The following is a 16,136-nucleotide window of genomic DNA, read 5'->3' on the forward strand; positions in this document are numbered from 1 at the left end:
ATTTACTATGCAAGGTATTATAAATTTTTGTGTCGCATGTGCGAACTGGTTTTGGGGGCTCCCCATTTTGATTTTAATCGTTGGCGGTGGACTGTATATGAGTTTTCGCTTAGGTTTTCCTCAGATTACAAAACTCCGTTACATCTGTTCACAGACTTTTGGAAAGATGTTTGCCAAAGGGGAAGATGATAAAATTTCTTCTTTTGCAGCAGCATGCTCTGCTTTGCTTTGGCTTCCTCCATCGGAGCCTCCAACATTGTAGGTGTGCCGGTAGCCATCGCTTTAGGCGGTCCCGGAGCGATTTTCTGGATGTGGATTATTGCGATTGTAGGCGGCTGTACAAAGTATGTTGAAATTGCGCTTTGTATGAAGTACAGGACTAAAAACGAAAAAGGTGAATGGGTCGGCGGCGCTTTCAGCTATGTAAAGGAGTTATGCGGAGGGAAAAAGGCAGGACATGCAATCGCTATTTTCTGTGCATTTTTCACCATGATTGCAGGTATTCCGTCTGTAGCGTCTCAGACTTTGTCTGCCAGTGCGCAGGTTTCTGTTTTTGGTATTAACGGAACAGTATTCGGTATTATCGTTGCAGTAATTGTTGCAGTTATTGTTTTCGGCGGAATTAAAAGAATTGCCAAGGTTATGGAAAAAGCAGTGCCGATTATGGCAGCGTTGTACCTGTTAGGTGTAATTATCATTCTGGTACTTAATGCTGGTGAAATTCTTCCATCACTGGGAAGCATCTTTGTGTATGCTTTTGCACCGCATGCGGCCGTTGGCGGCTTTGCAGGATCCACTGTAGCGCTGGCGCTGCGTTGGGGTTCTGCAAGGGGTGTGTACTCCAATGAAGCGGGATTTGGTTCAGCTCCGTCAGCTCATGCGGCTGCAGATGTTGATCACCCGATTAGACAGGCAATGTGGGGTGTTTTTGAAGTAGGCGTAGATACGATTTTAGTTTGTACGGCTACAGCGCTTGCAGTGCTGACTACAGGCGTTTGGAAGATGCCCGGTATTGATGCCGGCGCTTTAGGACAGGCGGCATTTCACACTGTCTTTGGTGTGGCTGGAGATTACTTTGTAGCGATTTGCGTGTTACTGTTTGTAATTACGACGATTACTGTGGTTATTTTCTACGATGAAAGACAGGCAGAGTTCCTGTTTAAAACACCAAAAGCCGGTGTTGCATGGAGATTTATTGCAATTGCAACGATGATTATTGTAACCTTCGGTATGGAATTGACCGTGGTATATCAGCTCAATGACTTCTTTAATGCGTTGTTTATCATACCGAATATGGTTGCTGTTATCTGGCTGGTGCCGCAGGTTGTTAAGCTGCAGGATGAATTCTTCCATACACCGGGCAAATACTATCTTGCCGACATGGAAGAAAAGAGAGCGAAGAAATAGAAAGTATGTTGTTAAACAAAAAATATATTCTGTAAAGTAATGAATCTTATTTTGGGTAGGTACCGGAAAATCGAAGAAATTACGGTTTTTCGGTACGAATTCATGGAGGAAATAGGTATGAAACCATTAGAAGGTGTAACAGTACTGGATTTAACAAGAGTAGTAGCAGGCCCTTATGCGACTATGATTTTATCAGATTTAGGCGCACGGGTCATTAAAATCGAGAATCCGAAGGACCCGGATTATACCCGCGACTTTGAGCCGTATCTTGTAGACGGCGAGAAAAAACAGAGCGCCTTTTTTGCACAGTATAATCGAAATAAGCAGGCCATTACCTTAAATCTCAAAGAGGAGAAGGGGAAGGAGCTTTTTAGAGAGCTGGTTGAAAAGGCAGATATTGTCATTGAAAATTATCGAGCAGGCGTGATGGATAAACTGGGCGTCGGCTATGAAGATTTAAAGAAATATAACCCTAAAATTGTATATACTGCGATTTCAGGATTTGGACAGACGGGACCGTACTCCTCATGGCCTGCTTATGATAACAGCGGTCAGGCTCTCAGCGGTCTTTGGTCTATGAACGGTATGCCAGGGGAACCGACTAGAATTGGAACGATCATCGGCGATTTGGCAGCCACCTTTTTCGGCGCCATTGGAACACTGTCAGCGTATATTCATGCCCAAAAAACCGGAGAGGGGCAGCTTGTCGATGTAGCCCAGCTGGACTCCTCTTTGGCGCTGACGGAAAATGCAGTGTCCAATTATACTGTTGGAGGCAAGGTGCAGACGCCTCTCGGCAATGATCATCCCCTTTGCAGACCTTACGGAAAATTTAAAGCCAAGGACGGGGAAGTTTTCTTCGGTGGCTATACAGACAGATTTTGGAAAACTACCTGCGAATTCTTCGGCGAGCCGGAGCTTTTATCCGACCCTGAAATTGACACCATGCCGAAACGTTTTGACGAAGAGGTGTACGAGAGAAGAGTTTTGCCTAAAATAAATGAATGGTTTTCTAATTATACATGTCAGGAGCTGCAGGACGCCCTTGCCGACAAGTTACCACTTACAGCAATTCATGCAATTGATCAGGTGCTGGAGGATCCGCAGCTCAATGCCAGAGAGATGTTTATCGATTATACATACGGCAGTGCGCAGGGGAAATTATTCGGAACGCCGATTAAACTGAGCAAAACGCCGTGCGATACATCGGGAAAAGCACCGGAAATCGGACAGCACAATCAGGAGGTTTATAAAGAATTCCTTGGGCTTTCTGGATCGGAGATTGAGAGATTGCGTGAGAAAGGAGTTCTGTAATGAAAAATATCTCTTATGAAGTGAAAGACGGGATTGCCGTTATAAAATTTAACAGACCGGAGAAATTGAACTCTCTCACCCTGCAGATGTATGAGGATTTAGGAGAAGCCTTTAAAAAGGCGCAGGCAGATAATCAAGTTGCGGCGTGTATTTTAACCGGCGCAGGAGAGAAAGCCTTTTGTGTTGGTGCGGATTTGACAGAATCCCTTCCTTATTTAGGACAGGGTCATTATATTGACGAATGGGATCCAGCCCATCTCAAGCATGTGGATATGTATAAACCTGTAATTTGTGCAGTCAATGGACACTGTATGGGCGGAGGCTTTGAAATTATGCTGGCGTCAGACATCCGAGTAGCGTCCAGCGAAGCCACATTTGCTCTTCCGGAGGTTTCTTTAGGCATTGTACCGGCAGGAGGAACTCTGGCGAGATTGGCAAGACAGATTCCTTACATCAGAGCGATGGAACTGATTTTGATGGGTGAGAAAATCAGCGCCAAAACAGCTCTTGACTACGGGGTGCTGAACCATGTTGTTGCACCGAAGGACGTGATGGATAAGGCAATGGAAATTGCAAAGAAATTTTGCACTCTAAGTACGACGGCAGTGCAGACTGCGAAAGAATCAGTACTGAAGCTGCGGGAAATCCCGCTGGAGCAGGCTTTTGAGACGGAAGCACTGCTTGGATACAAAGCTTTCACCAGTGAAGACGCAAAAGAAGGCCTTGCTTCATTTTATGACAAGAGAAAACCGGAGTTTCCTTCTCGGAAATGGTAAAAGAGGGGGGTTCTGCTACAATGATTTGAGGAATTGAGCGGAGCCCTTATGTTAATTTTTGATACTTCTACCGCAGAGATTTCTGTGGTATACTGTGAAAAATGGAAAGAAAGGTAGGCAGGAAGGTTATGTTGTGCACAATAGAACTGATTTTAAAGCAGCCGTTATTTGAAAATGCGAAGGTTCTTGCAGGAAAAAAGTATCTTGATAATGTAGTCAATCGAACCTCTGTCTATGACTGTTCGGTGAAATCCGGCATCTTTGACAAAAGTATTGTGAAAAAGGGAGATTTGTATATCTCCGGTCTCGATCAATTTGCAACACAGCCGCAGGAGTTTACGAAATTTATTCAGGTCTTGGTTAATTTTCAATGCAGTGCGCTGATTATCACAGATGAGAATGCGCACCTGATTACCGAAGAAATAAAAGAGCAGTGTAATAGAGGAAAGCTGCCATTGATTATGGTGAGCTGGACAGTTTCTTATGCGTCTATTATGGAGACAATTAATAATATAATCATTCAGAAGTATTACCATATTTTCAATGGGAATAAATTAAATGAAATTCATACAGGAAAGCTTAACGATGCAGAGAAAAAACGGGTGTTAGAGAGTATTAATCCTAAATTTAAAAAACTGTTGCAAATAGTTATTGTTCGCGGAAATCTACATTCACCTATGATGGAGAATGATTTGATGGCGTATTTTTTAAAAAGGCAGAAGGACGTCTATATTTTCCACGATAATCTGCATTATTTTTTAATCAGTCATGACAGTGAAGAGGAGCTTAATCAAATCCAAACAATTTTTTGTAACTATTTGGAACAGTATTTTTCCAATTATACGGCAGGGGTCAGTGCAGTACACCCCAAGAAGGAAGTGAATCTTTGCCTCGATGAGGGACTTCTTGCCCTGGATACCGCCTATTATCTCCAGGAAAAGAGAATTGTCTATGACAACAAATCCATTTTGACGTTGATTATGAAGTTGAAGGATAGCAGTGAATTATACAGTTACTATGACAGCCTGAAATCTTTGATTTCTATCTATCGAAGTGAAAATGACTCGACCTTGTTTAATACATGCAAAATGTTTGTACAATGCAAAGGCTCTTACCGTGAGACGGCGAATCTTATGGGGCAGAGTGAAGCAACAATTCGGTATCGTATTAACAAATTGCGCCAGATTTTAGGATTTGAAGATGATATTGTCCAGTTTCATACCTGTATTACCATGCTTACGATGATAGATCGAATGTTATAATAGCTTTATCCCAAAAGGGCTTCGGAGGATTATCCGAAGCCCTTTTGGCAGAAGTATCATACAAAAGGATACTATGCAAGGTATGGGTTTCTTAGTTGTGTGGATACATTGCTTCCAGCTCAGGGTCAACCATTTTACCCTTATCCATAATCTGAACGCCGTCAATCCATACGGAAGTATCGATACAAATACCGTCAGTATGAGAAATCGCCTGCTGACCATCAGGTGGAGCAATAATCGGGCTTACATAACCGATTCCCCACTCCGTAACGCCCCAAACTCTTTCGTCTTCAACAACGTTACCTGAAAGCTGCGCGCCAGGATTGAAGCCGTATGCGACATGAGCCATCTTCAGCATGCCCGGATCGTCAAAGCTCTTTAACCATTTTTCGTATGCTTTTGCGTCTGCGCCGCCTTCAACTTTTACGATTTCGCTGTTCTTTACAGTTAATCTGATAGGAACATCAGGATTTCTTCCAAAAGGAGGAGTAACGGTGCCGTCGAAGACGATGGTTCCGTTTACAGAACCAAACTTAGGTACTACGTTGAGCTGACCTGCCATCATGTAGATACCGCTCTTTGAAGCAAGACCTGCATCTACTAAAATTGTGTGTTCCGGATTGGTTTCAAAGGTAACGTCAGTCCCTGCAGGGGTCGTCATGCGAGTCACCTTTGCAGCTCTGTTTAAATCAGCAACCTTATTCATAAATGCTGCCAGCTTTTCGCTGTTAAGATCTTTTAAAGTACGGATCAAAACATCTTCGGTATATTCTACCAAGCACATGTAGCGCATTTTTTTGTTTGCTTCAATTGCACGCAGGTATGGGGTAGAATAGAGCAGCCATTTCTGGTTGAATTCAATCCATACGTCGCAGTTGGATACGGCGGCAGTTAACGGCTCAATTGGCAGTTTTGGGTCTGCGGCCTGTCCAATGCCGTCCGGTGCAGGAAACTTAATCATCATAGGAAGAGCTCCTGCAGCGTGAGCGCTGGACATAACAGCGTTTACCACATTCATACATGAAAGGGAATCGCAAGTGATAACAACAGTTTCGCCCGGCTTTACCTTAAAAAGATCGCCAATTAAAGTGTCCGCAGCTTTTTGTAATTCGTAATCGTACATTTTATAACCTCCTTGTTTACAGTGAGTGTTTTAGTGCATTCTTCGAGGAAAAGTATAGTGGACAGAGGAAAAATTGTCATTGAGAATATTTGAATATTTTTAAGTTTTCATTTAAAATATTTTAATGCGGAAAAGACAGATATTATATAAAATGAAAGCACCGTAACAGGTGCACGCATTTCGCTGCTAAAAGGTGCATTCTTTGAAATCTAATCAGCCGCCAAGGGGCGGGGCGGAATTGCGGAAGGTATTCATTAAAGTATATTTGTTATCGAGAAAAGAGGATGAGTTATGAACGAAAACGAAAAGAAACGTAGTGGCGTTGAAACCACCACACTAACTCAAGTTGCACCGGAAGAGAAAAAGGGCTGGATTGAAATGGCTTTTTTACATGCCGGCGTTATGATTAGCGTTCCGAGCATGCTGATTGGAGGATTACTTGCTTCTGCAATGCCGCTGACACAGGCTCTTTTGGCAGGCTGCATCGGATATGCTTTAGTTATTGTTTTTACTTGCTTGGGAGGTATGGAGGGAAGCGACCTCAGCGTACCGGCATGTGTGATACTACAGTCCAGCTATGGTAAAGCGGGCTCAAGATATTTAAACAGCCTCTTCTTTACCATTTCAATGCTCGGATGGTTTGGCGTTAATACCGCAGTTTGCGGCAGTGCATTTACAAATCTGATGGCAAACTCTTTTGGAATTCACGTTCCGGAGGTTGTATCCATTTTAATCTGGGGAACAATCATGCTGGTTACAGCAGTATACGGCATTAACGCCATTGGAAAAATCAACACACTGGCTGTACCGGCACTGTTGATTGTTTGTGTAGTAGGCTGTTATTTGGCGCTGCGCAATAACGGTACTGCAAATCTCAATGCGCAGACAGAAACGACGATGACTTTAGTACAAGGAATTACATTGACGACAGGATTTATGAGTATGCAGACCATGACAGTTGCAGACTTCTCCCGTTATCAGAAAAACCGTGGAGATACACTGAAATCAACCGTATTTGGCGTACTTCCTGCGGGAATTCTCATGCTGGTAATCGGAATTCTGATGGCTAAGGCTGTGGGTCAGTATGATGTCAGTCAGGTTTTATGCGATGTAGGTCTTCCGATTTTAGGTATGGTTGTACTGATTTTAGCGGCATGGACTACAAATACAAGCAATGCTTACCTTGCAGGTATCAACCTTGTAAATATTTTGAAACTGAAAGATGAAAAGAGAGCTATGGTTACGCTGATTGCCGGTGCAATCGGAACTATTTTAGCAGTTCTTGGAATTATGAACCAGTTTGAGGGATTCATTACATGGCTGGGTGCTGCGTTTGCTCCGATGGGCGGCGTAATGTTGTCAGACTACTGGCTGCTGAGAAAAGGTACTGCTTCAAAATGGGAGCCGGTCGAAGGCTTTGTATGGTATGGAATTATTTCCTGGTTAGCAGGATTTGTGATGAACATTTTCGTAACAGACGGACTGGTTCTGGTACAGAGCATCGCTTTATCCGGATTACTGTACTATGTTCTTTGTAAAGCCCTTAAAAAAGACGCTTCTCTGCTGAGCTAAGAAACAGGAGGCTGTGATGAAACGAGAATTTGAAAAATTTTACGAAGAAAATAGAGGGGCTTTGCTTGGAGATATTTCTGCACTTATAGAGATTCCCAGCATTGCAACCCAAAGTGATGATTGCAGTGCACCTTTTGGAAAAGATGTTGCAGATTGCCTTGCAAAGATTTTGCAGCGTGGTGAAGAAATGGGACTTCACACTGAAAATATCGGCAACTATATCGGGGAGATTACGCTGGGAGAGGGGAATCATTTGATTGGAATTCTCTGTCATGCCGATGTAGTGGACGCCGGTGAAGGCTGGGAAACTGAGCCTTTTAAGGGAATCATCAAGGATGGAGAAATGTACGGACGAGGCTCCATTGACGATAAAGGACCAATGGTTTGCTGTATGTACGCAATGAAGTATATCAAGGAGAACAATTTGCTTCCGCCTGATTTCAGACTGAAAATGGTAATTGGTACAGATGAGGAAGTAGAGTGGAACAGCATCGCCAGATATCTGGAAGGGAAACCGGAGCTGCCGGAAATATCCATTGTTCCGGATGCTAACTTTCCTGTGATTTTCTGTGAGAAAGGGCTGATCAATGCGGATTTATCTTACCCGGTTATAAATGAAGGCGGTGCGGCTAAAGCTTCGCTTTCTCTGCAGGAGCTCTGCGGCGGTGAACGTGCAAACGTAGTGCCTACTGGCGCAAGATGTAAAATCTCATGGACAGATGAGAGCATCCGGGCAGAAAAATTGATAGAAGAAATCAGCGCACATGCAGAAAAGCTTGGGGCGGAAACCGGTGTTTGTTTGACGAAAGAGGGCGAAGTTTTTGTTGAAGTAAAGGGCAGAGCTGCCCATGCGATGACACCGGAAAAGGGTGTCAATGCGATTTCTGCTTTGATGGAAATTTTGTATCTTCTGAGTGAGGGAGAGCGTTACATTTTTGTGCAGCAGAATTTGATTGAGAAGTATCATACTTATATAGGTCTTGACTATAACGGAGAAAGGATGGGAATTGGGTGGGAAGATGAGGCTTCCGGCTTGATGACTGTCAATGTAGGTTTGATGAAAATGGAAAAAGATGCGTTGACGTTGACGATGAACATCCGTTATCCGGTAACCAAAACCTTTGAAGATGTTGATGCGAAACTGAAGCCGCTTACCAGAGCGTTGAACGGAAAATTGGAATATGGCGTCTGCATGGATCCAATCTATTTTGAAAAGGACAGCGAGATTGTAAAAACGCTCATGAAGGTATATCAGGACGCGACCGGAGATATGCAGTCTCAGCCGATTTCTCTGGGCGGAGCAACCTATGCGCGGGCAATTCCTAACGCCATTGCTTTTGGACCGGTGTTTCCGGATCAGGAGGAGCTTGCTCACGAAGCCAATGAGCACTACAGTGTTGCTGATTACGAGAGAATTACGGAAATCTATGCAAATGCTTTGCTTGAGCTTTGTAAGACAATAAAATAATCTGCGATTTCCTGAGAAATTTTCTGCAAAAATTACTTGTATCCTGCAAACAAGTGTGATATAGTATAAAAGCTGTAGTAGATACAGATAAATTATGCACGGGCATTGCCTGAGCAGGAAAGAGGTAAGAAGCATGAAGGAAGGAATCCATCCTGATTATAAGGAATGTAAAGTAACTTGCGCATGTGGTAATTCTTTTGTTACGAAATCCGTAAAAGAAGAAATGAGACTTGACGTTTGCTCAGCATGTCATCCGTTCTTTACAGGACAGCAGAAGTTCATCAACCGTGGTGGACGTGTTGAAAAGTTCAAGAACAAGTACAACCTGTAAATATAATCAGAAAAACCAGAAGCCGGAGATTTGTCTCCGGCTTTTTAGTTTTATGCATTAGAATGTCTGTGTTAGCATCAAATAGAACACATAAAAAGAATTTCTTCATTGCAGAACTATACCCTTTCTTCTTTCAAAAAAAGGAAAACTTTCAGGCGGCAAGGCATGTGACAAGCCAACAAGAGGAACATTTCACCTAAATCTTAAACTTCTCTTTGCATATTATCCGTTTTAAGTCGTATTTTTGCTCCAAAAACAAAAGGTACTGCACTACAGGCGTTCGTCAAAACGCTTGGAGTGCTTTTTTGGGGAGATTTTTTGCTTTTTTCTGCAAAGCGGATTTGGGTTTCGTTTGGTTCCTATATAGAATAGCACATTCAGCAGGACCTCGTTCCGGCTTTATTTTCTTACAGCTTTTCCTAATCGGTTATTTACGATTTTATCATTCTGCAGAGCAATTTCGCCACCGATGAGGACATAGCTAAATCCTTTGGATGGAATTTGTCCGTTTTCGTAAGTGGCGCAGTCTTGCACTTTTTCCAGATCAAAAATGGTAATATCAGCGTCGCTGCCCGGCAAGAAATTTCCCTTGTTCGGCAGATGTAGACGATTTGCTGCCATGGTTGTCATTTTGCTGATTCCCTCAGAAAGACTGATTTTTCCCGGACGGATGTAATTTGCAATGAAACGTGCGAAGGAGCCGGAAGCGCGGGGATGTCCCATGCCATCGGTTCTGATTCCGTCGCTGCCCAGCATAATCAGCGGTGAAGTCAGCGCCATTTCGATATCTTCTTCTCGCATAAAATAGCCGACTGTAGCTGTGTCCGGTGCAGTTGCCCTCAGCTCATCAAAGATTTCTTTGGTACAGCGCTTGCCTGCATATTTTCCGCTGGCAATGAGAATACTGTCGTAGTCAGCGTGGTAACGTTCCAGGAATCCGTCATCATAGGTGGTTTCGCCGATTCCAGTACTGAAAGCACTGTAAGGGTAACAGTCGCAAAGCATGTCAATTCCCTTTGCACGGTAATTTCTGATATTTTCAAGAAGCTGCGACATTTGTCCATAGCCGCCCATACTGCCTATATGAGAAAATTGTACGCGAATCCCGCAGCTTTCGCCTATGGCAGCCAGCTCGTCTGCTGCAGCAAATACTTCGTTGACGTCTTGACGAACATGGGAAGCTGCGATTTTATCACCTTTGCGGCAGAGTTTAGCAAGAGCAGCGATTTCTTCTGGTGTTGTACCTGGCACGTATTTTACCCCGAAAGAAATCCCGAGGCAGCCTTTATCCAGAAAATCCTCGCATACAGCAGTCATTTCCTTTAAGATGTTTTCGTCAATGGAGCGATACTTATCCTGCTTTCCGCTGCGTCTCCTTAGATAGGTATGACCGGCTAAAAGACCGAGATTTACCGGCGCACCGTCTCGATCGGTAATATCCAGATAGTGATCCGGATCGCAGGCGTTGTTGCCGCAGTTGCCGCCGATATCCAGTGTTACTCCCATATGAAGTGCTGATTCTGCCATGCTTACGGCAGTGGTGTCTGTCTTTGGATCGTAGTCATCTTCGTGCATGTGAATGTCGATAAAACCGGGGCAGACGATTTTGCCGGCAGCGTCGATGACTAAATCGGCATTTGGCGATTCATCTGTAAGTTCGACGATTTTTCCATCTTCTATATATATATTGGTGATTTTTTCGATTGCTTGCGCAGGGTCGACCACCGTTCCGCTTTTGATTAGTGTACTTTTTATCATCATGAAGCCTCTCTCTTTCAGTTTGCAAACATTGTACTCTTGTAATATGAGAAAGTCAATGGGGAAATAGCTTGCATCATGGCAAAGACATCGACAAAGGCTGCACAGAAATAATTGGCAGCTTTGGGTATTTTTCAATTGTAGGAAATTGCAGTTTGTGGTACAATATATGTTTAGATAGATATGGAAATTTTTATTTTGAGGAGATAGATATGTTTGATAAGTTAGACTTTATTGTTGAGAAATATCAGGAATTGTCCCTGAAGGTTTCTGATCCGGAGGTCATAAATGATCAGCCGGTCTGGCAGAAATACATCAAGGAAATGGGCGAGATGGAGCCGATTGTTAAGAAGTACGAAGAGTACAAGAAAGCAAAAGAAGGTCTCCGCGATGCCAAGGATCTCGTTGAAAACGAGACAGATGAAGAGATGCGTGATTTGGCAAAGATGGAAATCAACGATTTAGAGGAACAGATTGAAAAGAACGAAGAAGAACTGAAAGTTCTGTTGCTGCCAAAAGACCCTAACGACGAAAAGAACGTAATTCTGGAAGTCAGGGCAGGCACTGGCGGTGACGAAGCCGCATTATTTGCACAGGATCTTCTTAGAATGTATATGCGATATGCAGAACGCCACAGATGGAAGACAGAACTGATGGATGTTAACGACACTGGAATCGGCGGTATTAAGGAAGCCGTAGTTCTGATTAAGGGTAAGGGTGCATATTCCAGACTGAAATACGAGAGCGGCGTACACAGAGTGCAGCGCGTGCCAGAAACGGAGTCTGCAGGTCGTGTTCATACTTCTGCAGCAACGGTAGCTGTTCTGCCTGAAGTCGACGATGTGGAAGTGGATCTGAATCCAAACGATGTCAGAGTGGATGTGTACCGCGCTTCCGGTAACGGCGGTCAGTGCGTAAATACCACAGATTCTGCAGTCAGACTGACCCATGAGCCGACTGGACTTGTAGTAACCTGTCAGGATGAAAAGTCCCAGATTAAGAACAAAGAAAAAGCCTTCAAGGTTTTGAAAGCAAGACTCTATGACCTGAAACTACAGGAACAGAACAAAGAGATTTCTGAGGCCAGAAAGAGCCAGGTTGGTTCCGGCGACAGAAGTGAGCGAATCAGAACCTTTAACTTCCAGCAGGGCAGAGTATCCGAGCATAGAATTGGTTTGACTCTGTACAGACTGGATGCAATTTTAGATGGTGATTTAGATGAAATCATCGATGGCTTGATTACTAGTGATCAGGCAGAGAAAATGAAGAACTTCTAATCAGACTTGCTAAATCCGCCCGCAGCGTTGTTGCTCGAATTTGATTCATTTCTCACGTACCATTTGTACGCTCCGAGCCTCATCAAATCCGGCGCCTAGCTGCGAACGAATTTCACTGCGTCTGCAGACTTACTAAATCCACCCGCAACATTGTTGCTCGAATTTGATTCATTTCTCACGTACCATTTGTACGCTCCGAGCCTCACCAAATCCGGCGCCTAGCTGCGAACGAATTTCACTGCGTCTGCAGGCTTGCTAAATTCGCCCGCAGCGTTGTCAGCTATGCGGGCATGAAACTATGATGAATACAAAATTACTAAAAGATACAACTGAAGATATTGCAGCGGCAGCGGATATTTTGGCAGCGGGAGGGCTGGTTGCATTTCCTACAGAAACGGTCTATGGACTGGGTGCCAATGCCCTCGATGCAGAAGCTGTGGGTAAGGTGTATGCGGCAAAGGGTAGACCTTCTGACAATCCTATGATTGTCCACATATCGTCAAAGGACGATTTGCTTGCACTGACCCCTGAAGTCACCGCTGATATGCAGCTTTTGATGGAGCATTTCTGGCCGGGTCCCATGACCATGATTGTGCCAAGGCTTTCCCTGATACCTGATACGACTACAGGCGGGCTTGATACGGTAGGGATTCGTATGCCGGATCATCCCGTGGCGCTTTCTTTGATTAGCGCAGCGCAGTGTCCTGTTGCAGCGCCCAGCGCAAATCTCTCCGGAAAGCCCAGTCCAACGACGGCAAAAGATGTCAAAGAGGATCTCTATGGAAGAGTGGATGCGATCATAGAAAGCACCGACTGCCAGGTGGGAATTGAATCCACTGTCATCGATATGACGGGTGAACAGCCTATGATTCTAAGACCTGGCATTATTACCAGAGAGGATTTTGAAGAAGCGCTGAAAAAGCCGGTAGCACTTGATCCGACTTTGAATCAGCGACCGGATACATTTAATAATGAAGATTTTAAGCCCAGAGCACCGGGCATGAAATATAAGCACTATGCTCCGAAAGCACAGATGACGGTCTTTGAAGGAAGCCCGCAGGCTGTGCAGGAGGTCATTTGCAGGGAGGCTGAAAAATACAGAGCGGAGGGCAAGAAGGTCTGCGTCATTTCCTTTGACGAAAAAGACCAGAAAGCTGCGGCGCACCAGTTTTTTGCACGGCTAAGAGAAGCGGACAGAGAAGGCGCTGATATGATTTTGGCATCGGCGCTGCCGGAAGAGGGCATTGGCTTTTCTGTCATGAATAGAATGCTGAAGTCCGCAGGATATAATATTAGAAAGGTTTAATACATATGATTATTGCAGTTGCCAGCGACCATGGCGGGTTCGCGTTGAAAGATATTGTAAAGAAACATTTATTAGAAAGGGGATTTAAAGTAGTGGACCTCGGAACTGATTCCGAAGCGTCCGTGGATTATCCCGTGTACGGAAAGGCATGCGGGGAAGCGGTGGCTTCCGGAAAGGCGGATATTGGAATTGTCGTCTGTGGGACAGGCATAGGCATTTCCATCGCTGCCAATAAAGTGAAGGGCATTCGTTGCGGGCTTTGCACTTCTGTAGAGATGGCAAAGCTGACCAAACAGCACAACAATGCCAACATCCTTGCGCTGGGCGGAAGAACCACTGCACCGGAGCTCGCTGTTGAGATTGTTGACGCATGGCTGGATACTGAATTTGAAGGCGGTCGTCACGAGAGAAGAACAGCGATGCTGGACGAGATGTAACCGCAAAGCAGCAGAAAGAGAGGTAAGAGAATGAGCAAAGTATATATTTTTGACCACCCACTGATTCAGCACAAGGTTGCGCTGATGAGAAAGACAGATACCAGCACCAAAGATTTCAGAGAACTGGCAAAGGAAATCGCCATGCTGATGGGTTTTGAGGCGACCAGAAATTTGCCGCTGAAAGAAGTAGAGATAGAAACACCGCTTTGCAGCACTAAGGTAAATATGCTGGAAGGGGAAGATATTGCTATCGTACCGATTCTTCGCGCAGGTCTTGGTTTTGTAGACGGTATGCTGGCACTTGTTCCAAATGCGAAAGTTGGACATGTGGGTCTTTATCGTGATCCTGACACCCATGAGCCGGTGGAATACTACTGCAAGTTGCCGACTGACATTGATAAAAGGCAGATTTTTGTCGTAGATCCTATGCTGGCAACTGGTGGAAGTGCGGCAGCTGCTATTGATTTTATCAAGCAGAGAGGCGGGAAGAATATCACATTCATGTGTTTGATTGCAGCACCGGAGGGCATTGAGGTACTGCAAAAGGCACATCCGGATGTGGATATCTACATCGCAGCGAAAGACGAGAGACTCAACGAACACGCTTACATTATTCCGGGGCTAGGGGATGCAGGCGACAGACTGTTCGGCACAAAATAAAGGGCGATTATTAATGAAATTCCAGGGCAAAATTCTAAGAAGAGAGGATATTTACCATGAAAAATTTTATTCCTGATTCCGTAAGCAAGTTTGATAATGTTTACGATGTACTGAAAGAAAGAGGCTTCATTGAGCAGGTAACCGATGAAGAGGCAGTTAGAGAGTTACTGGGCAAAGAAAAGATCAAATTCTATATCGGTTTTGACCCGACTGCAGACTGTCTGCATATCGGACACTTTATGCAGGTTATCATTTTGATGTACATGCAGAAATATGGACATACACCGGTTGTACTGCTGGGCGGCGGGACCGGTATGGTAGGCGACCCGTCGGGCAGACAGGACATGCGTCAGATGATGACTGTAAATACTATTGATGATAACTGCGCAGCTTTTAAAAAGCTGTTTGATCAGTTCCTTGATTTTGACGATGAATGGAAATACGAGGGCAACAACGGTGTATATGCGCCGGGTCATCAGAACAGAGAACCGCTTCCGGGCAAGGCAATCAGCATTAACAATGCAGATTGGCTGAGACCGCTCAACTATGTTGAGTTCGTAAGAGAAGTAGGAACACACTTTAATGTGAATAATATGCTGCGAGCAGACTGTTATAAGCAGAGAATCGGCGACGGTTTGACTTTCTTTGAACTGAACTACATGCTCATGCAGGCTTATGACTTTACCGTTATGGCAAGAGACTTCGGACTGAAAATGCAGTTCGGCGGCAACGACCAGTGGTCAAACATTCTGGCAGGTAAGGACTTGTCCAGAAAATGGTGCGGTGTTGATGTAGAAGGTATGGTATTTGCACTGCTGACTAACAGTGAGGGTAAGAAAATGGGCAAAACCCAGAAAGGTGCGCTGTGGCTGTCACCGGAGAGAACTTCCCCATATGAGTTCTATCAGTACTGGAGAAATGTCGGCGATGCTGATGTGAACAAGTGTCTGCGTTTCCTGACCTTCCTGCCGATGGAAGAGGTAAACAGGCTGTCAGCTTTGGAAGGCGCGGAAATCAACAAGGCGAAGGAAGTGCTGGCTTACGAGGTTACCAAGCTGGTACACGGCGAAGAGGAAGCCAGAAAAGCCCAGGAAGGCGCTAGAGCTGCCTTTGGAGGCGGCGGTGATGCTGCTAACATCCCGACCACAGAAATGGCTGCTGCTGATTTTGACGGTGATGGTAAAGGTCTGGTTTCTCTGATTAAAGAGCTGGGTCTTGTGCCGAGCAATGGTGAAGGCTTCAGAACCATCGAACAGGGTGGACTTTCCGTAAACGGTGAAAAAGTAACCAATCCAAAGATGAACGTAACGGCTGATCTGTTTAAGGACGGCGAACTGCTGATTCAGAAGGGCAAGAAGAAATTCCATAAGGTTGTAATTAAATAAATAGAGGATGATGTGCGGTGAGCCGCCTGCGTGAACGAAAGGATTCGTTTATGCGGGCGG

At 44.7% G+C, this 16,136-nt stretch carries 13 protein-coding genes and 1 pseudogene; 12 read left to right on the top strand and 2 right to left on the bottom strand.

The window, feature by feature from the left end; translation table 11 throughout:
* Positions 1-7: 7 nt before the first annotated feature.
* From D1155_RS06985 to D1155_RS07000, 4 genes and pseudogenes are all read left to right on the top strand, one after another.
* Positions 8-1,407, top strand: a pseudogene (locus tag D1155_RS06985) (amino acid carrier protein).
* Between the two features lie 117 nt (positions 1,408-1,524).
* Positions 1,525-2,721, top strand: coding sequence for a CoA transferase (locus tag D1155_RS06990; RefSeq protein WP_201759548.1), 1,197 nt, complete (start codon positions 1,525-1,527; stop codon positions 2,719-2,721).
* The gene (locus D1155_RS06995) at positions 2,721-3,497 is read left to right on the top strand and encodes an enoyl-CoA hydratase/isomerase family protein (RefSeq protein ID WP_160201673.1); all 777 of its coding nucleotides are present in this window, start codon (positions 2,721-2,723) and stop codon (positions 3,495-3,497) included. The genes D1155_RS06990 and D1155_RS06995 overlap by 1 nt, the downstream gene beginning before the upstream one ends.
* A gap of 101 nt (positions 3,498-3,598) precedes the next feature.
* A complete protein-coding gene (locus D1155_RS07000) occupies positions 3,599-4,759 on the top strand; it encodes a PucR family transcriptional regulator (RefSeq protein WP_160201674.1) in 1,161 nt (386 codons plus the stop codon).
* Between the two features lie 91 nt (positions 4,760-4,850).
* Here D1155_RS07000 and D1155_RS07005 read toward each other — a convergent pair whose 3' ends face one another.
* Positions 4,851-5,882, bottom strand: a complete 1,032-nt coding sequence (locus D1155_RS07005) for an aminopeptidase (protein WP_160201675.1) — start codon at positions 5,880-5,882, stop codon at positions 4,851-4,853.
* A 291-nt stretch (positions 5,883-6,173) separates the two neighbouring features.
* Here D1155_RS07005 and D1155_RS07010 point away from each other — a divergent pair, with 291 nt between their 5' ends.
* The 3 genes from D1155_RS07010 to rpmE all read left to right on the top strand — a co-directional run bounded on the left by D1155_RS07010 (position 6,174) and on the right by rpmE (position 9,253).
* Positions 6,174-7,454: a cytosine permease gene (locus D1155_RS07010; RefSeq protein WP_160201676.1), complete on the top strand. Its 1,281-nt coding sequence runs from the start codon at positions 6,174-6,176 to the stop codon at positions 7,452-7,454.
* A gap of 16 nt (positions 7,455-7,470) precedes the next feature.
* Positions 7,471-8,922: a dipeptidase PepV gene (pepV, locus tag D1155_RS07015; protein WP_160201677.1), complete on the top strand. Its 1,452-nt coding sequence runs from the start codon at positions 7,471-7,473 to the stop codon at positions 8,920-8,922.
* Positions 8,923-9,055: 133 nt separating this feature from the next.
* A complete protein-coding gene (gene rpmE / locus D1155_RS07020; RefSeq protein WP_160201678.1) occupies positions 9,056-9,253 on the top strand; it encodes a 50S ribosomal protein L31 in 198 nt (65 codons plus the stop codon).
* Between the two features lie 399 nt (positions 9,254-9,652).
* Here the strand turns inward: rpmE and D1155_RS07025 are convergent, their stop codons facing one another.
* Complete coding sequence (locus D1155_RS07025) at positions 9,653-11,014, bottom strand: amidohydrolase family protein (protein ID WP_160201679.1); 1,362 nt, start codon at positions 11,012-11,014, stop codon at positions 9,653-9,655.
* Between the two features lie 209 nt (positions 11,015-11,223).
* On the opposite strand from D1155_RS07025, the gene prfA reads away from it, so the two are divergent.
* The 5 genes from prfA to tyrS all read left to right on the top strand — a co-directional run bounded on the left by prfA (position 11,224) and on the right by tyrS (position 16,076).
* The gene (prfA, locus tag D1155_RS07030) at positions 11,224-12,288 is read left to right on the top strand and encodes a peptide chain release factor 1 (protein ID WP_160201680.1); all 1,065 of its coding nucleotides are present in this window, start codon (positions 11,224-11,226) and stop codon (positions 12,286-12,288) included.
* Between the two features lie 298 nt (positions 12,289-12,586).
* Positions 12,587-13,594, top strand: coding sequence for an L-threonylcarbamoyladenylate synthase (locus D1155_RS07035; RefSeq protein ID WP_243151038.1), 1,008 nt, complete (start codon positions 12,587-12,589; stop codon positions 13,592-13,594).
* 5 nt (positions 13,595-13,599) lie between these two features.
* Positions 13,600-14,031, top strand: a complete 432-nt coding sequence (gene rpiB / locus D1155_RS07040) for a ribose 5-phosphate isomerase B (protein ID WP_160201681.1) — start codon at positions 13,600-13,602, stop codon at positions 14,029-14,031.
* A gap of 30 nt (positions 14,032-14,061) precedes the next feature.
* Positions 14,062-14,691: a uracil phosphoribosyltransferase gene (upp, locus tag D1155_RS07045; protein WP_160201682.1), complete on the top strand. Its 630-nt coding sequence runs from the start codon at positions 14,062-14,064 to the stop codon at positions 14,689-14,691.
* 56 nt (positions 14,692-14,747) lie between these two features.
* Positions 14,748-16,076, top strand: coding sequence for a tyrosine--tRNA ligase (gene tyrS, locus D1155_RS07050; RefSeq protein ID WP_160201683.1), 1,329 nt, complete (start codon positions 14,748-14,750; stop codon positions 16,074-16,076).
* The last annotated feature ends 60 nt before the right edge of the window (positions 16,077-16,136 follow it).

This window comes from Anaerotruncus sp. 80 (genome assembly GCF_009936115.1).
In the GTDB taxonomy this organism is placed as follows: domain Bacteria; phylum Bacillota; class Clostridia; order Peptostreptococcales; family Anaerovoracaceae; genus Senimuribacter; species Senimuribacter intestinalis.